Raw genomic sequence first — 19,834 nt, forward strand, 5'->3', positions numbered from 1 at the left:
AACGATGACCTTTCTTGTCGGTTTGCCGCGGATGTGGCCGACGCGGCGGGGTCGGGGCAGGCGGCCGGCGGCCGTCTGGCGGGAGGTACCGCCGCCGTCAGAAGATGCGCCTGCCCTTCAACTTCGCCTTGACCGCCTCACGAGCATTGCCTTGCATCATCCGCTTGACCACTGGGTCGGCCTCGGTGGCCAGCCAGCGCGCGGTCTTCGCCATCACCTTGGCGTTGGGGATCATGAAGCGCAGGTCCCGCTCGGCGAAGCCGAAGTGCTTGGGCACGAAGTTCGCGCTCTCCAGCTGCGCGTACACCGTGTCCGCCGCCTCGCGTGCGGTGACCTTGCCGGCCTCGTAGTTCAGGCACTCCTCGATCAGGCTGTCGTACAGGCCCTTGAAGCCGTCGTGGTCGGGCCAGTACAGGCCGGGGTACGGGGCCTTCTCCAGGTCCTTGAAGTGCTGGTCGCGACCGTCCTTGAAGTACTTGAACAGGCCCTCGGACAGTCGGTAGGTGCCCGCGTTGGCGCCCCAGGACCAGATCCGGTAGACGGCGGTCCACAGGTCGTAGTCGCTGAAGGAGATGAAGGAGGCGTTGACGAGTGAGTCGTTGTAGTCGAACAGCCCCTGCTGCATCCGGTCGACGTAGTCGAAGCGCTCGCGGGAGAAGTCGCCGTCCTTGACGGCGTCCAGCAGCCGCCAGGCGAGGCTGTTGATGGCCTCGGCGGTGTTGGACAGGCCGCGGGAGTACAGCGGGTCGATGAAGCCGGCCGCGTGGGAGAGCAGGAACCAGCGGTCGCCGGCGCACTGCTTGGAGGAGTACTGCAGGCGGTCCGTGGAGGTCCAGGAGCGGACCGGGCGCGCGCCCTCGAACTGGCGGGCGATGTCCGGGAAGCGGGCCGCGTGGTGGTAGAACTCCTCCTCCGGCGTCATGTCCGCGGACTTGGGGTACGTGCGCTCGTCGAGGGTGAGGCCGACGCTGCACAGCGGGTTGCGGGAGGCGGGGTGGTTGTCGAAGCCGATGACCCAGAACCAGCCACGCTCGAAGAGGTGGTGCACCGTGCCCTGGTACCAGGGCGAGGGCGGGGTGTCCTCGGGGGCGCGGTCGAAGAGCTCGTCGGTGGGCCGCACCCGGGTCATGTGGTTCCAGATCGACCGGGAGTGGTGGCTGAACCGGCAGGGGTCCTCGCGCAGGTCGAACTTCTCGGCCAGCGGGGAGCGGTGACCGCTGGCGTCGACCACGTACCGGGCGCGGTACTGCTCGCCCTCGGCGGTGCTCAGGGTGACGCCCGCGTCGTCGAAGTCGACGTCGGCGACCCGGAAGTTCTGCCGGCCCACGGCGCCGTACTTCAGGGCGACGTGGTACATGTACGCGTCGGTGTCCTGCCGGTAGAGGTGGCTCGCCTCGTGCAGCAGTCCGGGGGTGCCGAACTGGTTGACCTCGCGCGGGTCCTGGGGCTGGCCCTCGTGGTGCAGCAGGAAGCCGAAGTGCTTCTTCACCCCGAACTTGGGTCCGAGCACCTTGGTGGCGTTGGTGAAGGTGGCGAGCGTCTTGATCTCGGGCACGTCATAGCGCTCGGCTATGGTGCGCAGACAGACCAGCGTGTACGGGATCGTGGACTCGCCGATCGCGAAGCGCGGGTGGGACGAGGCGTCCAGGAGCAGGACCTTGACACCGTTGCGGGCAAGGACGGCCGCGAGCATGGAGCCGGCGATGCCGGACCCGAGGATCGCCACGTCGTGCACCGTGGACGAGCCACCGGCCGCGGTCTCAGTGTCGGACATGAGGAACTCCAGAGGTGTGGAAGCTGATGGGAGGTCGGGCTCGGTGCGGGTGCGGTCACTTGGGGTCGGGCACCCGGAGCGCCCGGCCGATCAACGGCCAGCCCGCAGCGATATGGGTGAGCTCCTCCGTGATCTTGAATTCCTCCTTGTCGAACCGCTTCTTGATGAAGAGCGTCAGCCCCTCCCAGGTCAGGTCCCCGATCTCCTTGGGAGCCTCGGTCCGCGACCAGCGCAGGGTCTTGAGGATCTTGGCGGTCGACGCGTCCGTCCAGTGGTTGTCGGGGTCGGCGAGGCCGAAGGCCGGCGGTACGAAGTCGGCGTCCCGCAGCAACTGGATGAGGATGTCGGCGGCTTCGCGGTGGTCGCGGTGCCCGTTCTGGACCTCCTGGACCGTCTCGCTCATGGACTTGAGCAGCTTCCGGACCGGCGCGTAGTCGGGGATGGCGCCGTCGGGCGCCTGCCGCTCCAGGCGTTCGAGGACCTTGGGGTCGTGGTTCTCCAGGAAGCGCGCGTAGGAGCGGTTGATCTCGAAGGTGGCGAGAATCTGACCCAGCGACCACACCCGGAAGTAGGCGTTCCACAGGAACCAGCTGCCGAACGAGGTGTACGCGTTGGCCACCAGGTCGTCGTTGAAGTCGAGCAGGCCCTGCTCCAGCTCCTGGACGTACTCGAACCGCTCGACGGAGAAGTCGTCCTCCTTGATGGCGTCCAGCAGCCGCCAGCCCAGCGCGTGGATGATCTCCATGCTGTTGGACAGGCCGCGCGAGAAGAGCGCGTCGACGAAGCCGGCCGCGTGCGAGGTCAGGCACCAGCGGTAGCCGATGGTCTGCTTGGAGGAGTACTGCAGCCGCCCGGTGCTCACCCAGTCCCGGGTCGCGACCGCGCCCTCGAACTGCGGGGCGATGTCCGGGTACTTGGCGATGAAGGAGCGGAACTCCTCCTCGGGGGAGCAGTCCGGCTTGGGGTGGATGCGCGGGTCGAGGTTCAGGCCGACGCTGCACAGCGGGTTGGTGGCCCGCGGGTGGTTGTCGAAGGGGATGACCCACATCCAGCCACCCTTGAACATGTGGTGGAGGGTGCCCTCGCTCCACGGGCTGGGGTTGTGGTGGCTGCCCTTGGGGACGGTGTCCTCGTACGGCTTGACGCCGACCATGTGCGTGAACAGCGAGCGCGAGTGGTGGCGCAGCCGGCTGGGCTCCTCGCGCAGGCCGAACTTCTGGGCCAGCGGGGAGCGGTGGCCGCTCGCGTCCACCACGAACTTCACCCGCACCGGGTCGCCCTTGTCGGGGATGACCGTGACGCCGTCGTCGTCGATGTCGACGTCGACGATCTTCGTCTGCTGACGGACGTCGGCGCCGTAGTTGATGGCCACGCCGAGCATCCAGGCGTCGGTGTCCTGGCGGAAGAAGTGGTTCTCGGTGTGCGTGATCTTCGGGATCGGGAACTCGTTGGTCTCCAGCGGGTTCTGCCGGGCGCCCTCGCGGTGGTAGAGGAAACCGAAGTTCCGCTTCACCCCGCAGTTGGTGGAGATCTTCGACTGCACGGCCTCGAAGGTCGTCAGCCACTTGATCTCCGGCACGCCGTACCGCTCACTGACCAGTCGCATCAGCATCGAGGTGTACGGAATCGTCGATTCGCCGATGGCGAAACGGGGGTGCGTGCCGGCGTCGAGCACGATCACCTTCGCGCCGTTGCGTGCCAAGCACGCGGCCAGTGTGGTTCCGGCCAGGCCTGACCCCAGGATGGCCACGTCGTACTGAGGTGACGTGGGGTGCATCGAGCGGAGGGCGGCAGTCGGCATGAGCCTCTCCTTAGCCGTTTTTAGCCCCGTGGGCTTTTGTTTCGGCCAAACTAGAAGCAGCGCCTCGAGTGTCGCTCACATCCTGCTCAGGCTGATCTATAACCACGGGTAACCCGACATACAGTCACACGAAGCCCCGCAGTCGCCCATGGAGCACCGCGGAGCGACAGCTGAACGGGGGCCTCGCACACCACGACGGCCGGCCTCCCCCGAAGGGGAAGCCGGCCGTTTTGTGCGGTCGGGACGTCAGCCGAGGTGCGCCATCGGAGACCCGTGCGAGGCCTCCCCCGGCGTCGGCTTGGGCGCGTTCATCAGCGCGGCCAGGACCACCGCGCCGCACGCCATGATCGCCCCGGCCCAGGTGAAGGCGGTGGTGAAGCCCTCCACCATCGCCGCCTGCCGCAGGGCAGGGGTCACCCCCTGCCTGGCATGCTCGGCGATGTGCTCCGAGGCCGCGTCCGCGGCCAGCGTGCTGAGCAGCGCCACACCGATGGAACCGCCGATCTGCTGGGCGGTGTTGACGGTGCCGGAGGCGACGCCGGCGTCCTCGTCGGCGACCCGGTAGGTCGCGTAGTTGACGGACGGCGCGATCAGCAGACCCATACCCGCGCCCAGGACGAACAGGGCGGGCATGACCATGCCCCAGTAGGAGGAGTCGGCCTCCAGCGCGGCCAGCCAGAACAGCGCGCTGGCCGCGATGATCATGCCGGGCACCACCATGGCACGCGGTGGGACCTTGGGGAGGATCCTGGGCGACAGACCGCCGGCGAACATGCCCACGCCGACCGGCATCGGCAGGAAGGCCAGACCGGTCTCCACCGGGGAGTACCCCTTGACCAGCTGGAGGTAGAAGGTGAGGAAGAACAGCGCGCCGAGCATGGCGATCATGCCGACGGCCATGGCGAGATAGGCGCTGCCGCGGGTACGGTCGGCGATCACCCGCAGCGGCAGCAGCGGATGCGGGGAGCGGGCCTCGACCGCGAGGAACGCCCCCAGCAGCACCGCCCCGGCCACGAACAGACCGATCACCAGACCGGAGCCCCAGCCCTCGGACTCGGCCTCGCTGCACGCGTACACGATGGCGACCAGGCCGCTGGTGACCAGCAGGACGCCAGGAATGTCGAAGCGGGCGCGCACCGCGGCACGCTGCTCCGGGCCGAGGTAGAGCACGCCGAACGCGGCGATCACGGCGATCGGCGCGTTGACGTACATGCACCAGCGCCAGTCCATGTACTCGGTGAGGAAGCCGCCGAGCAGCAGACCGATGACGGCACCGCTGGCGACGATGCTGCCGAAGATGCTGAACGCCTTCGCCCGTTCCTTCTGGTCGGTGAAGTTCACCGAGATCAGGGAGAGCGCGGTGGGGGCCAGCAGGGCGCCGAAGACACCCTGGAGGGCACGCGCGGTGAGCAGCAGCTCGATGTTGCCGGCCGCACCTCCCAGACAGGAGGCGATGGCGAAGCCGGCCAGGGCGACCAGGAAGGCCCGCTTGCGGCCGGTGTAGTCGGCGATACGGCCACCCAGCAGCAGAAGGCTGCCGAAGGCCAGGGTGTACGACGTGACGACCCACTGCCGGTTCTCATTGGAGAAGCCGAGATCGGCCTGCAGCTCCGGCAGCGCGACGTTCACGATCGTGATGTCGAGAACCACCATCAGCTGGGCCAGACAGATGAAGACGAGAGCCGTCCAGCGCTTGGGGTTCGCTGACGGGGCCGCTCCGACGGCGCCACCGCCGGGGACCCGGTCTTCGGATGTGGTCATGGGGGGAGATGCCTTTCTCCGTCGTTATATTCCGCAGACCCTGAATATAGGGCAACGGACCGTGGCTCGGCCGTGCGGGTCGGCCGCCGCAAACGGCGGGGCGTCACCGCGTCATGAATTCACCCGTTGATGGATTCATCCTGCCATGAATTATTCTCCCTGCTCGACGGTGCAGGCAAGTACCCCGTTCGGACCATCCACTCGAAGTAGAGCGACAGCAGTGACTCATCGAGCGGAGGACAAGCGATTCCCGAGCCCACCAGGGCCTGGACGGTGTTCGTGGCGTCGTAGTCGATGGCCTCCTCGCCGCCGACGACGAACTCCTCGACCACCCCCATGACGGGGTGCAGCTCGTTGTCGTTGACGCCGAACGACTCCTGCAGCCCCCGCCACCACTGCTCCACCGGCACCGTGCGGAACTCCCAGCCGTGCCGCTCCATCGCGGACAGCAGTTCCTTGAAGGCCGCCTTGCGCCGGTTGACCAGGTGGTACGTCAGCCCCCACGCGTGCGCCCCGCGGGAGATCCGCACCAGCGCCGAGGTGACGTAGTCGACCGGGGTCATCTCGATCTCCAGATCGAGATCCGGAGCCATCCCGAGCTGCACGCAGCCCTTGATCACCCGGGTGGTGAAGTGCGTGGTCAGACAGGCTCCGGTGCGCGAGTCGCCGAGCACCCGGCCGGGCCGGTGCATGTCGACCGGGATACCGCGCTCCTGCGCCTGGCGGACCAGCAGCTCGGCCGCCCACTTGGTCTGCACGTACCCGGTCACCAGCTTGCCGGCGCCGAGGATGTCGTCCCCCTCGCCGATCACGGTCCGGCCGTCGGCGGGGATGCCCCAGATGCCGTACGTCGACACGTACGAGACCGGGATCTGCTCCGGGCCCGCGCAGGCGAGCCGCAGGATCTCCTGGGTGCCGATCAGGTTCGCGGGCCGCAACTGCTCATAGGTGTAGGAGAAGTTGACCCAGGCGCCGTTGTGGTAGATCGCGTCCAGGGTGCCGGCGAGCCGGGTGAACTCCGCGTCCGCCAGGCCGAGCCGGGGCTTGGCCAGATCGCCGGGGACGACCTTGACGCGGTCCGCGGCGTCCTCCCGCCAGGGCAGGTACTGCTCCAGGTTCCGCCGGATCCGGGCCAGGCCCGACTCCGGGGCGTCGCAGCGGACCAGGCAGTGGACGGTGGCGTCGGTGGTGGCCAGCAGTTCGTCGAGGAGGTAGGCCCCGAGGAAGCCGGTGGCGCCGGTGAGCAGCACGTCGGTCGGGTCGGTGTAGCCCTCGCCGACCGGTCCGGCCGGCACGATCGCCGGGTCCAGGACGACGTCGGCCGCGATCAGCGCCGGCTCCGTCCAGTCCGCGGTCGGCTGCGGCGCGGCCTCGCCCTCGCCGCCCAGCTCGGTGTCCAGCAGCCGCACCCAGTCCTCCAGGGCGGTCCGCTCGAAGAACTGGCTCGGGCGCACGCTGATGCCCAGATCGCCCTTGCAGCGCTTGACGACCTCCATGACCATCAGCGAGTCCAGGCCGTGCGACATCACGTCCGCCTCCGGCAGCACCGACTCCGGCGGCACCGCCAGCACCTCGCCGAGCACCTGCTGGAGATAGCCGGTCAGCACGGCCGTACGGCCTGCCGCGTCGGCCCCCTGCACGGCCTCCAGCACCGCCGTGGACGTGCCCCCGCCGGTGCCCTCGTCGATCTCGACCGTGCGCAGCACCGGGCGGTCGGCGCGGGCCTCCATGACCGGCTTGTACACCGACCAGTCGGCAGAGCAGACCACCGCCTGCGGGGCGTCCTGGGCCAGCAGCGCGTCGAGCAGCCGCAGACACTGCGGTGCGGAGAGCATGCGCAGACCGGTGGAGGTCAGGAACTCCACGACGTCGGCGCCGAACAGGTTCGACGTCAGCTCCCACGGACCCCAGCTCACGGTGAGCGCGGTCAGGCCCTGGGCGCGCCGGTACTCGGCGAGCGCGTCGAGGAAGGAGTTGGCGGCGGCGTAGCTGGTGACGTGCTGGGAGCCCCAGGTCGCGGCGATCGAGGAGAAGCCCAGGAAGAAGTCGAGCTCCAGGCCCTCGGTCAGCTGGTGCAGCAGCCAGCCGCCGACCACCTTGGGCCGCCACACGGTGTCGTAGTCGCTCGGGTCCGACACCGGGATGTCCCGCAGGAACTGCGGGACCGAGGTGCCGGCCGCGTGCACCACACCGCGCAGCGGCATCAGGCCGGTCGCCAGGCCCTGGATCACCGGCAGCATGTCCTCGACGTCGTTGACGTCGGCCGCGACCACGTCGACCAGTACCCCGGTCTCCTCCAGCGCGGACACGAAGTCGACGCGTTCCCGGACGGATCCGGTCAGCTCGGGGTCGTGCCAGGTGTTGCGGGGCGGCAGCGGGGTGCGGCCGAGCAGGACGAGCTTGCCCGCGCCGCTGTCGGCGAGCTGGCGGGCGAGGGCCTGGCCGATGCCGCCGAACGCGCCGGTGATCAGATAGGTGCCCTGCCGGTCGATGCGCGGCCGGCGCCTGAGCTCCTCGGCGGTCAGCGGGAACTTCACCAGCCGCGCCACCCGGCGGCTCTCGCCGCGCAGCGCCTGCTGGTCCTCGGCGGCCGTGTCGGCGAGCGCCGCGACCAGCGCAGCGCCCTCGTCGCTCTCCCCCGGTCCCGGGTCGAGGTCGACGGCGCCGGCCCAGTGCTCGGGGTGCTCCAGCGCGATCGCCCGGCCAAGACCCCAGAGCGTCCCGGCGAAGGGCGAGGTCACGCCCTGTTCCGCCACGGCGGGCACGGCACCCCGGGTGACCAGGCTGAGCCCGGTCTTCGTGCAGGCCGCGCGGGCCGTCAGGCCCTGGACCAGGGCGACGGCGGCCAGTTCGGCGCGGTCCCGGAAGGCGGTGAGCGACTCCGCGTCGGCGGCGTCCGGGCGCGGCGCGTCCAGGCCGGTCAGCAGCACGACCCGGTGCGGGGCGACCCCGTCGGGCAGCTCGCGCAGCCAGTCGTCCAGGTCGGGGGCGCCGGACTCCTCGATCCGGCAGTGCGCGCCCCGGGCCCGCAGCGCCGTGGCCAGCCGGCGGGCGGTGCCGGTGCGGTCGGGCACCAGCAGCCAGCCCTGGCCGGACAGGTCCGGTTCGGCGGCGGCCGGTTCGATCTCGTGCCACTCCAGCCGGGTGAGCAGTTCCTCCGGGTCCCGCCAGGGCGCCGGGGCGGGCGCCGCGGCGGACGCCGTCCGGCTGACGACCGTCAGATCGCGGATGCCGCCCAGGTAGGCGCCGTCCTCGGCGAACAGGTCGACGCTGCCGCAGACCGTGCCGGGCTCCTTGCCGCTCTGGGCGATGGCCCGTACGTAGCGGGCCCGGTCCAGCGATTCGAGGGTGGCCTCGGTGATCCGCCCGGCGAAGCCCGCCTCGCTCAGCCCCGCGTCCCAGGACACGGCCGCCACGGCCGCGTCGAAGACCTGCACGGCGTGGTCGGCGGTCTCCCCGGTGTCCAGGCCGAGGGCCACCAGCACACCCTCGTCACCGCGGTGCGCCGAGACGACGGCACCGATCAGGGCGTCCGACAACGAGGCCGTCTCGTAGTGGAGTTCGTCCCCGTACTCCTGCCCGGCCAGCGTCGGGGCCGTGCTGCCGGAGTGCCGCGAGCGGGTGCTCGCCCGGCGCCGCAGCACCGCGTGGGCATGCCGCGTCCAGGGCGCTCCGGCGGCCGCCTCGGCCGGGGTCTGGCTGTGCAGTTCCACGATCGCGCAGCCGTCGTCGTCCTTGTTGACGGTGATCTGCAGCACCCGCCCGGCCCGGTCCATCGGCGGCGGCTGGAACACGTCGAGCTTCTCGATGCAGGACCACACCCCGCCGAGCGCGTCCGCGGCCGCCGCCCGCGCCGCCCGGCCCAGCGAGCCGACGGGCAGGAACCTCAGGCCGTCGGAGCCGGTGCGCGCGTAGCGGTCCCACTCCGGCTCGTCCAGCTGGAGCTCATAGGTCGGTACGGCGCTGTGCAGCCGGATCCCGGCCTGCGGCACCGGAGTGCCGCTGGCGGCCGCCCGGGGCGCCGCACGGCGCTCCTCGAACCAGTAGCGCTCGCCGTGCCAGGGGGTGACCGGCAGGGCCACCCGGCGCGGAGTGCGTCCCGAACCCGAGTGCACCGCCGTCCAGTCCACGGTCTCGCCGCGCAGGTGCAGCAGACCCAGCGCCCGCTGGACGGCGGTGCGGTCCTCGGGTGCGCCGGCCCTCGGCTTGTACAGGGACGGCACGTACAGGCAGTCGCCGTCCAGGCCGGTGCGCTCCCCGATGCCGCTGAGCACCGGGGCGGGGCCGATCTCCAGGAAGGTGCGGGCCCCTTCCGCGTGCAGCGCGGTGAGGCCGTCGTGGAAGCGGACCGTGCCGGCCGCGTGCCGCACCCAGTACTCCGGGCCGCAGTCCTCGGCGGTCCAGGCGCGTCCGGTGTGGTCGGAGATCAGCGGCAGGTCCGGCATCCGGTAGGTCAGCGACTCGGCGACCGCGCGGAACTGAGCCAGCATCGGCGCCAGCAGCGGGGAGTGGAAGGCGTGGCTGACGGTGAGCCGGGTGGTGCGCATCCCGCGCTGCTCCAGCGCCGTGCGCACCGCGTCCACGTCGGCGGCGGCACCCGAGATCACCACGCTGGAGGGGCCGTTGACCCCGGCCAGCGACACCGTGTCGCGGTATCCGGCGATGGCGGCGCGGGCCGTGGCCTCGTCGCAGTCCAGGGCGGCCATGGCGCCGCCCTCGGGCAGCTCGGCCATCAGGGCGGCGCGCGCGGCGACCAGCCGGACGGCGTCCGGCAGTTCGAAGACGCCCGCGACGCAGGCGGCGACGATGCCGCCGATGCTGTGCCCGAGCAGCCCGCTGGGCTTCAGCCCCCAGGACTGCCACATCCGGGCCAGCGCGTACTCGACGGCGAACAGCGCGGGCTGGGTGTAGCGGGTGTCGTCGACCGGCGACTCCTGGCCGGGCTCGGGCCACACCACGGACGCCAGCGGGCGGTCCAGGTGGACGTCGAACAGGTCCGCGGCCTCGTCGAAGGGGGTGCGGAAGGCGGGCTCGTCGGCCAGGCCGCGGGCCATTCCGGCGTACTGCGAGCCCTGGCCGGTGAACAGCCAGGCCGTCTTGCGGTGCTTGTGGACGGGCAGTTCGGCGGTCGCGGTGCCGGAGCCCCGCTCCCCGCGCGCGAACGCCTCCAGCGCGGCGGCGAGTTCGCCCGCCGCGGCGCCGGTGACGGCGAGTCCGTGCCGCTGCCGGGACCGGCCGACCTGGCTGGTCCAGCTGATGTCGGCGAGCGGGATCCCGGGGTTGTCGCGGAGGTGACCGGCGTAGCGCCCGGCCAGTTCGGCGAGGCCCTCGGCGGAGTGCGCGGACAGGGTCAGCACCTGGGGTCCGGCGGACGCCGGCGGCTCGGCCTTGACGGGCGCCGCGCTGATGACGGCGTGCGCGTTGGTGCCGCTCGCGCCGAAGCTGCTGATGCCGCCGACGCGGGGCCGGCCGCCCTCCGCGTCCCAGGGGCCGCCGTCCTTGGTGACCTCGACGTTCAGCTTGCCCCAGTCGACGTTCGGGTTGGGGTCGTTGAAGTGCAGGTGCGGCGGGATGTGACCGTGCTGCAGGGCCAGGACCAGCTTCAGCACCCCGGCGATGCCGGCCGCCGACTCCAGGTGGCCGATGTTGGTCTTGATCGAGCCGACCTTCAGCGGGTTGTCCGCCGGGCGGTTGCGGCCGATCACGGCCTGGAGGGCGCGCAGTTCGATCGGGTCGCCGAGCGCGGTGCCGGTGCCGTGCGCCTCGATGTAGTCGACGTCGCCGGGCGCGATGCCCGCCTGCTCCAGGGCACCGCGGATGACGCCCTGCTGGGCGGCCGGGTTGGGCACCGTGAGCCCGCTGCTGCGTCCGTCGTGGTTGACGGCCGAGCCGCGGACCAGCGCCAGCACCGGGTCGCCGTCGCGCAGCGCGTCGGAGTAGCGCTTGAGGACGACCACACCGGCGCCCTCACCGCGCACATAGCCGTTCGCGCCCGCGTCGAAGGTCTTGCAGCGGCCGTCCGGGGAGAGCCCGCCGAACTTGCTCATCATGACGAAGCCGTACGGCGACAGCATCAGGTTGACGCCGCCGGCGAGCGCCATGTCGCACTCGCCGGTGCGCAGGTCCTGGCAGGCCTCGTGCAGGGCGACCAGGGAGGAGGAGCAGGTCGTGTCGACGACCTTGCTCGGTCCCATCAGGCCGAGGGTGTAGGAGATCCGGCCCGCGACGAAGCTGGGCTCGCCGACCAGCTGGTAGGCGTCGACGTCCCGGATGTCGCCCTCGCTCTGGCGCATCCGGGCGTAGTCGGTGGTGGAGACGCCGAAGTAGACGCCGGTGGGGCTGCCGGTGAGCCGGTCCGGCGCGTAGCCGGCCCGCTCCAGCGCCTCCCAGGCCACCTCCAGCACCAGCCGCTGCTGCGGGTCCATGCCGACGGCCTCGCGCGGCGAGATGCCGAAGACGCCGGGCTCGAACAGGTCCACGCGCTCGTCGAGGAAGCCGCCCTGGGTGACGTACGCCTTGCCGGGCTGGTCGGGGTCGTCGTCGAACACCGCCTGCGCGTCGCCGCGTTCGGCCGGGAAGTCCCGGATGGTGTCGGTGCCCGCCACCAGCATCCGCCACAGCGAGTCGGGGTCCTTGGCGCCGCCCGGCAGCCGGCAGCCGAGCCCGATGACGGCGATCGGCTCGTCCAGCGGGCGGCTGCGGTTCTTCGCCAGCTCGCCCTGGAGCTTCTCGATCGTGCGGACGGCTTCGACGAGTTTGGCCCGGTAGTCCGGGGTCGTCATGGTCAGTCTCCCTCGGTCAACAGGGCTTCGGACGACGCCAGCGCGTCGTCGAGACGGCTCAGCAGGGAGTCGTCGTCGAGGTCATCCAGGTCCTCGGCCGGCTCCTGCGGGGCGGCTGCCTCGACGGGTTCGGCCTGGTCCTGCGGTTCGGTGAGCACCTCGTCGAGGACGAAGCGGGCGAAGGACGTGACGTTGGGGCACTCGAACATGACGGTGCCGGGCAGTTCGAGACCCAGCTCGCGTTCGGCGCGCTGCTTGAGGTCCTGGGAGAGCACCGAGTCCATACCGAGGTCGAAGAAGCCCTGGTCGGGCGAGACATCGGCCTCCTCGCCGAGCACCTGCGCGACCAGCTTGAGCAGCAGGTCGACCAGTCGCTCCTCCCGCCGGTCGGGCGGCAGCGCGAGCAGTTCGGCGGCGAGATCACCGGCGGGTTCCGGTGCGGCCGGGGCCGCGGGCTGCGGCTCGGCCTGCGGCCGGGGTTCCACCGCGTAGGGAGTGTCCACCCAATAGGGCTTGCGCTGCCAGGGGTAGGCGGGCAGCGGTACCGGGCGGTGCGCTCCGGGCACCAGCCGGTCCCAGTCGACGCTCGCCCCGTGGGCGTGCAGCGCCCCCGCCAGTTCCAGCAGCTCGACCGGGCCGAGGTAGGCCTTCTCGATGCCGCTGGGCTGGCGCCGGCGCGGCGCGGTGAGCTGGACCGGGATGGTCTCCCCCGGTTCCGCCGCCGCGTCCAGGGCGGCACCCAGCATGCGGATGGCGCGGCTTCCGGTGCCGATGTCGAGCAGCACGTCGAGGCCGGCCATGATGACCTCGTTGGCCAGCGCGTTCCAGCCGTCGGCGGCGGAGTGGCGGGCCACCCGCGCCCCGTCGGACTGCCCGGGGACGGGCACACCGGCCGCGAGCAGCCGTACGGCGTTGACGAGCGTGAGGTCGCCCGCGACCACGGCGGCCGCGTACTCGCCGATGTCCCAGCCGACCACCGCGTCGGGCTCGACGCCGAGCACCTTCCACAGGGCGGTCGTCGCGAGCTGGCCCGCGAACACCTCGCCGGCGTGCTCCACGCTGCCCGGGTGCGCCGGGCCCTCGGGTTCGCCCAGTTCGGCGCGGAGCGCCTCGCGGGCCTCGGCGAGGGTGGTGCGGTAGACCGCGATGGCCTCCGGGTCCCCGGCCAGCGCCTCCTCGTGACCCGACAGGTCGGCGGGGGTGCGGCCGTAGACGAACAGCACCGACGCCTCGTCGCGGGCCTGCACCGGGCGGGCCCGGTCCAGGGCGGCGAGGAGTTCGTCGCGGCTGCGTCCGACGGCCGTGATCCGGTGCGCGAGGTGGGCGCGGCGGGCGCCCGACGTCCAGCACAGGTCGGCGAGTTCGCTGTCGCCGGCGGCGGCGACCCGCTCGCGCATCAGGGCCGTGGCATCGGTCAGGGCGTCCGGTGTCGCGGCGGACACCGTCAGCACACAGGGCCGTACCGGCCGGGGCGCGACCGGGGGCTCCGGCCGGGCCGGGGCCTCCTGGACCAGGACGTGGGCGTTGGTGCCGGTGAAGCCGAACGCGCTGATGCCCGCGATCCTGGGCCGCTCGCCGCGCGGCCACGGCACGGGGTCCCCGGCCACGTCCAACGGCAGCTTCGCCCAGTCCAGCTGGCGGGTCGGCTCGGACAGGTGGAGCTGGGCGGGGATGCGCTCCCGGCCCAGCGCCAGCACCGTCTTGATCAGGCCGGTGACTCCGGCGGCGGCCTCCAGATGGCCGACGTTGGTCTTCACCGAGCCCACCACCAGCGGGCGGTCGGCGGGTCGGCCGGTGCCCAACGCCCCTGCCAGGGCGCGCAGTTCGACGGCGTCGCCGAGCCGGGTGCCGGTGCCGTGCGCCTCGACGTAGGACACCTCGTACGGTTCGATCCCGGCCTGGCCGAGCGCGGTGAGGATGACCTCCTCCTGGGCGGTGCCGCTGGGCACGGTGAACCCGCCGCTGGCCCCGTCCTGGTTGACCGCGCTGCCGCGGATGATCGCGTACACCCGGTCACCGTCGCGCAGCGCGGTCGAGAGTTTCTTGAGGATGACCACACCCGCGCCCTCGCCGCGGCCGTAGCCGTCGGCGGAGTCGTCGAAGGTCTTGCACCGTCCGTCGGGGGCGAGCGCCCCGGCCGCGCCCATGGAGAGGAACACCGTCGGGGTCGCCATGACGTTGACCCCGCCGGCCAGCGCCAGTCGGCTCTCCCCCGCGCGCAGGCTCTGGCAGGCCAGGTGCACGGCGGTGAGGGAGGAGGAGCAGGCGGTGTCCACGGCGAGGCTCGGGCCGCGCAGCCCCAGGAAGTACGAGATGCGGCCCGCGGTGGCGCTGAACGAGTTGCCGGTGCCGTAGTACAGGTCGACGTCGGCCTCGCGGCGGGTCACCAGCTGCTGGTAGTCGGTGGTGTTGAGGCCGACGAACACCCCGGTACGGGTGCCGCCGACCCGGTCGGCGCGGACCCCGGCGTCCTCCAGCGCCTCCCAGGCCACCTCCAGGAACAGCCGCTGCTGCGGGTCCATGGTGCGGGCCTCGCGGGGCGAGATCCGGAAGAAGGAGTTGTCGAACCCGTCGACCTGACCGAGGAAGGAGCCGCGGGCCGGCACGCCGTCGAGGGCCGCGGCGTCCCACCGCTGGGCGGGCACGTCACCGCTGGCGTCGACGCGCTGTTCGAGCAGCCGCCAGAAGTCCTCGGGCCCTCCGACACCGCCGGGGAGGCGGCAGCCGATGCCGACGATGGCGATGGGCTCGACGGCCTCGTCGTCGTCGAAGGCGGGGGCGGGCTCGGGGGCGGGGACGGGTTCGGCCTCGGCAGACCCCGGGCCCGAGGCTTCGGCAGCGGAGGAAACAGTCACCGGTTCCTTGACATCGCCGGGTTCACCGGCGCCCCCAAGGGGCGCGGGGAACTGCGCGACCGGCCCGGACGGCGCCGCACCCGCCTCGCCACCGGAAGCGGCACTCTCGAGGGCGCTCTCCGCGGACGACTCCGGCACCAACGTCATGATGTAGTCCGCGAAACCATCGATCGTGCCGTGCGCCAGCGCATCCGCGCCGTCCACCGGCACTCGCAGTTCCTCCGCCACCCGGCGGGCGAACTCCGCGACCGAGATCGAGTCGATGCCCAGCTCGAAGAACCCCCGGGTACGCGGCAGCCGCTTGCGCGGCCCGTGGCCGAGGACCTTGACCAGCTGGGCGTGGACCGTGGACGCCACGTGCTCCCGGCCGTGGGCGACCGGCGCGGGCGCCGCCGCCTCGGCGGGCTCCTCGGCGGAGAGCGTGGCCACGGCGGCCGGAGCGGGAGCGGCGGCGACAGCCGGGACGGCGGCCGGAGCGGCAGCCGCGGGCGCGGCTCCCGCGTCGGCCCCGAGTTCCGCGACCACGCGTCCCTTCGCGTCCACCAGCCGCACCTCGGCCCGCAGGCCGTCCAGGTCGGCCGGGCCCGAGCCCTGTTCGCCGCGCTCCACGCCGTCCAGCCAGAACCGCTCGTCGGCCCAGCGGTGCGGCGGCAGGGTCACCGGGCGCACCGGCGCGCCGTGCGCCTCGGCCCAGTCGATCTCGACGCCGGCCTCGTGCAGCTTGGCCCGGGAACGGGCCAGCATGGTCGGGCCGTCCTGGCCCCGGACCAGCGAGGAGACGACCGGTCCGCGCCGCTCGCGGTGCGCGAGGGAGGCCTGGAGCGGACGGGAGAGGACGGGGTGCGCCCCGATCTCGACGAACGCCGTCTCGCCCTCGGCGAGCAGCGTGTCGACGACGGGCCACAGCCGCACCGGCTCCCGCAGGTTGGCGCTCCAGTAGGCCGCGTCGAGCGGGACGTCCTGGCCCGGCAGGGCCGTGGACAGGAACGGCACGGTCGGCGTGTTCGGCGTCAAGTCGCTGAGCAGGTCGGCGAGTTCGTCGGCGTAGGGCTGCATCAGCGGGGAGTGGAAGGCGTAGTCGACCGGGAGCGCGACCACGTTCACGCCGTCGTCGGCCAGCTCGCGGACCGCGCTCTCCACGGCCTCCTTGGGTCCGGCGATGACGACGGAGGCGGGTCCGTTCTCGGTGGCGACGACGACCTCGGGGTGGCGGGCGGCGAGCCGCTCGCGGACCTGGTCGGCGCCGAGTTCGACGTTGGCCATCCGGCCGGTGCCGGCGGCCCGGTGCATCAGCCGTCCGCGGTGCGCCACGAGCCGTACGGCGTCCTCGAGTTCGAGCGCGCCGGACATGTGCGCGGCGGCCACCTCGCCCATGCTGTGGCCGATCACCGCGTCGGGGCGCACGCCCCAGGACTGCCAGAGCCGGGCGAGCGCGACCTGGACCGCGAACACCGCGGGCTGGGCGACGTCCGTGGCCTTGACCCGGGCCGGGTCGGCGTCGCGCAGGACGTCGTACAGGGACCAGCCGGCCTCGGCGCGCAGCAGTTCGTCGCAGTCGTCGAGGACGTCGCGGACCACGGGCTCGCTCTCGGCGAGGTCCAGGCCCATGCGCGGCCACTGCGAGCCCTGCCCGGAGAAGACATGGATCAGCTTCGGCGGGTTCTCGGCCGCCCGCACGCCCTCGGCGTCGGCGAGCGCGGCGGTGATCTCGGCCGCGTCCTTGCCGACGACGGCGATCCGGTGCTTGAGATGGGTGCGCCGTACGGCGGAGGCGGCCGCGGCCGGCCCGACCGGGTCGGCGAGCCGGGCCCCGTAGTCGGCGGCCAGCCGGCGCAGCCCCTCGGCGGTGGTCGCCGAGATGAGCAGGGTGTGCGGTCCGTCCGGGAGGTCGGTGGCCGCGGGCTGCGGGGCGCTGCCGAGCACGATGTGCGCGTTGGTGCCGGAGAGCCCGAAGGCGCTCACGCCCGCGGTCAGCGGCAGGTCCTCGCCGGGCAGCCGGACGTGCTCGACCGGGACCAGCGTCCCGGAGGACTCCCAGTCGATCATCGGGGCCGGGTAGACATGGTGGATCTGCCCCGGGACCGTGCGGTGCCGGAGCACCAGCATCGTCTTGAGCAGGCCCGCGATGCCCGCGGCGGAGTCCATGTGCCCGAAGTGCGCCTTGTGCGAGCCGACCAGCAGGGGCTCCTCGGGCGGCCGGGTGCGGCCGAGCACCTCGGTGAGCGCGGAGATCTCCAGCGGGTCCCCGAGCGGGGTGCCGGTGCCGTGCGCCTCGACGAACACCGGCTCCTCGGGCGCGACCGACGCCGAGGCCAGCGCCGAGCGCAGCAGGGCCTGCTGCGCGAGGGCGTTGGGGGCGGTCAGTCCGGCGCTGCGGCCGTCCTGGTTGACGGCCGAGCCGCGGATCAGCCCGTGGACGCGGTCGTGGTCGCGTACGGCGTCGGCGTACCGCTTCAGGACGACGACGCCGCAGCCCTCGCCGCGGACGATGCCGTCGGCGCGGGCGTCGAAGGGGCGGCACCGTCCGGTCGGGGACAGCGCTTGCACCTTGCCCATGAAGACGGACAGTTCGGGCGCGACGATCACGTTCACGCCGCCCGCGAGCGCGGTGTCGGCCTCGCCGTTGCGCAGTGCCTGGCAGGCCAGGTGGACGGCGACCAGCGACGAGGAGCACGCGGTGTTGACGGTCATCGCGGGACCGTGCAGCCCGAAGGTGTAGGCGATGCGTCCGGCGGCGAAGCTGAACTCCTTGCCGGAGGCGAAGTAGGGGTCGATGGCCTGGATCCCGGAGGTCCGGGCGTGCAGGAGCAGGTAGTCGGAGCCGAGGATGCCCATGTGGACCGAGGTCCGGGTGCCCTCCCAGCTGCCGCGCGGCAGCCCCGCGTCCTCCATGGCCTCCGAGCACACCTCCAGCAGCAGCCGCTGCTGGGGGTCCATGCCGCGGGCCTCGCGCGGGGAGACGCCGAAGTAGTCGGCGTCGAACCGGTCGATCTCGTCGAGGAAGCCGCCCTCACGGCAGTAGGTGGTGCCGGGGTTGTGCCGGTCGGGGTGGTGGAAGTCGTCGCTCCAGCGGTCGGCGGGGACCGGCGTGATGACGTCCACGCCGTCCATCAGCACCCGCCACAGCCCGTCGAGGTCGCGTACGCCGCCGGGGAATCGGCAGCCGGCCCCGACGACTGCGATGTCGTCGGGGCGCGGCTCGTACCGTTGGTTCTCAGCCATGGACCGGTGTACCTCCCGTTGTGACCTGGCCCCGTCGACCGGCCAGGTATCCGGCGAGCGACCGGATCGTCGGATGACGTACCAGTGCACGCGGGTCAACCTCGTCGCCGAGCCAGTCCGCCAGGGCCGTGGTGATCACCAGGCTGTCCGCGGAGTCGATGTCGAACTCGTCGAAGCACAGGTGGACCGACACCATCGCCGGGGGAAGCAACGTCCTTTGCGCAATCTGCTCCACCAGCCAGTTCTCCACCGCTTCGGGGGTGATCTCCCTCGCAGGTCCGCTCACCGTGGCACCTCTCATCCTCAAGTGCGGCCGAAAGGGACGGTAGGCAGACGGACTCAAGACGCCCTTGAGAGAGCGCAGGCGTGGCCGGTCCTCGTCCCTCCCCGAGGGCGCCCGGAGGCCCCACCCCTCTCGAAGCCGTGTCGACGGCGACTTGAGCGACGGCTGGTGCGATCCCCGTCGAACAAGTCCCGCCGGTACCTCAGAGCGCGGAAGGAAACCCTCCCTTGGCCACCGACCACCGACTCACCCTGTTCTGCCTGGCCCACGCGGGCGGCAGCGCGCATCCGTACATCCGGCTCGCCGCCGATCTGCCCGACCACGTCACCGTGGTCCCCCTCGAACTGCCCGGGCACGGAACCCGGGTACGCGAACCCCTGCTGCACGGCCTGGCCGCGCTGACCGAGGAGGCGGTACGGCTGATCGGCGAGCGCCGGCACGAGCCGTACGCGCTGTTCGGGCACAGCTTCGGCTCGCTCGTCGGCTACGAGACCGCCCGGGCGCTGACCGCCCGGGGCACCCCGCCGGAGCTGCTGCTGGTCTCCGGGCGCAACGGGCCCACCGAGCCGCTGTCGCACCGCCCGTTCCACCATCTGCCCGACGACGGCTTCGTCCAGGGGCTGCAGCGGATCGGCGGGCTGCCCGAGGCGCTGCTCGCCGAGCCGGAGCTGCTGAAGTTCTATCTGCCGGCCATCCGCACCGACCTGAAGGTCGTCGAGACCTACGCCCATGCCCCGGGCCCCCGGCTGACCGTTCCGGTGACCGCGTTCGCCGGGCGCAAGGACGTCCTGACCGATGCCCCGTCGATGGCCGCGTGGTCGCGGATCACCACCGGGGTCTTCGATCTGACGCTGGTCTCCGGCGGCCACTTCTTCCTCCAGGAACCGGAGTTCAGGGCCGCGCTGAGCGCCCGGCTGACCCGGTTCGCGGCCACCGCGAACCGGGTTCCGGCGGCCCGTGGGGCGGTCGCCCGAGCGGTTGCCGAGTGAACCTCAACCGCGAACACCCAGCATCACCGGCTGTACGGCTCTCCCCACACGCCGAAGCCCGAGACCAACAGGAGGCCCCAGTGGCGGCGCTGTCCCATGAAGAGATCCGTCAGAGGATCAGCGAGTACATCGAGCAGCAGTTCCTCGGCGAGAGCGAGGTTTCGGAGCTGACGGACGAGACCCCGCTGCTGGAGTGGAGCGTCCTCACCTCCATGAACACCTCCCTGCTGCTCTCGTTCATCCGCACCGAGCTGGGGGTCGTCGTGCCCCCGACCCACATCACCGGCCGGAACTTCGCGAACCTGGCGGCCATCACGGACATGGTCCATTCCCTGGCCCCGCAGCCCGCTGCCTGAACCGACCGAAG

The 19,834-nt window shown here is 72.1% G+C and carries 8 protein-coding genes; 2 read left to right on the plus strand and 6 right to left on the minus strand.

Annotated features, from left to right (window positions below):
- Nucleotides 1-97 precede the first annotated feature (97 nt).
- From ACWD1Z_RS18940 to ACWD1Z_RS18965, 6 genes are all read right to left on the minus strand, one after another.
- Nucleotides 98-1,774: an NAD(P)/FAD-dependent oxidoreductase gene (locus tag ACWD1Z_RS18940; protein WP_451119971.1), complete on the minus strand. Its 1,677-nt coding sequence runs from the start codon at nucleotides 1,772-1,774 to the stop codon at nucleotides 98-100.
- Nucleotides 1,775-1,829: 55 nt separating this feature from the next.
- Nucleotides 1,830-3,575, minus strand: a complete 1,746-nt coding sequence (locus ACWD1Z_RS18945) for an NAD(P)/FAD-dependent oxidoreductase (protein WP_451119972.1) — start codon at nucleotides 3,573-3,575, stop codon at nucleotides 1,830-1,832.
- A gap of 246 nt (nucleotides 3,576-3,821) precedes the next feature.
- Nucleotides 3,822-5,336, minus strand: a complete 1,515-nt coding sequence (locus ACWD1Z_RS18950) for an MFS transporter (RefSeq protein WP_451119974.1) — start codon at nucleotides 5,334-5,336, stop codon at nucleotides 3,822-3,824.
- A 119-nt stretch (nucleotides 5,337-5,455) separates the two neighbouring features.
- Nucleotides 5,456-12,118 carry a thioester reductase domain-containing protein gene (locus ACWD1Z_RS18955; protein ID WP_451119976.1) on the minus strand — a complete coding sequence of 2,221 codons (6,663 nt, stop codon included), beginning with the start codon at nucleotides 12,116-12,118 and terminating at the stop codon, nucleotides 5,456-5,458.
- Nucleotides 12,119-12,120: 2 nt separating this feature from the next.
- Nucleotides 12,121-18,195, minus strand: a complete 6,075-nt coding sequence (locus ACWD1Z_RS18960; RefSeq protein ID WP_451119978.1) for a type I polyketide synthase — start codon at nucleotides 18,193-18,195, stop codon at nucleotides 12,121-12,123.
- Entirely contained in the window at nucleotides 18,188-18,445 is a 258-nt protein-coding gene (locus ACWD1Z_RS18965; protein ID WP_451119980.1) for an acyl carrier protein, read from the minus strand. Before ACWD1Z_RS18965 ends, ACWD1Z_RS18960 begins: the two co-directional genes overlap by 8 nt.
- 260 nt (nucleotides 18,446-18,705) lie before the next feature.
- Here ACWD1Z_RS18965 and ACWD1Z_RS18970 point away from each other — a divergent pair, with 260 nt between their 5' ends.
- Together ACWD1Z_RS18970 and ACWD1Z_RS18975 are read left to right on the plus strand one after the other, a co-directional pair.
- The gene (locus ACWD1Z_RS18970; protein WP_451119982.1) at nucleotides 18,706-19,467 is read left to right on the plus strand and encodes a thioesterase II family protein; all 762 of its coding nucleotides are present in this window, start codon (nucleotides 18,706-18,708) and stop codon (nucleotides 19,465-19,467) included.
- A gap of 80 nt (nucleotides 19,468-19,547) precedes the next feature.
- Nucleotides 19,548-19,823: an acyl carrier protein gene (locus tag ACWD1Z_RS18975; RefSeq protein WP_250071219.1), complete on the plus strand. Its 276-nt coding sequence runs from the start codon at nucleotides 19,548-19,550 to the stop codon at nucleotides 19,821-19,823.
- Nucleotides 19,824-19,834 lie beyond the last annotated feature (11 nt).

This window comes from Streptomyces sp. NPDC002784, from assembly GCF_053592135.1.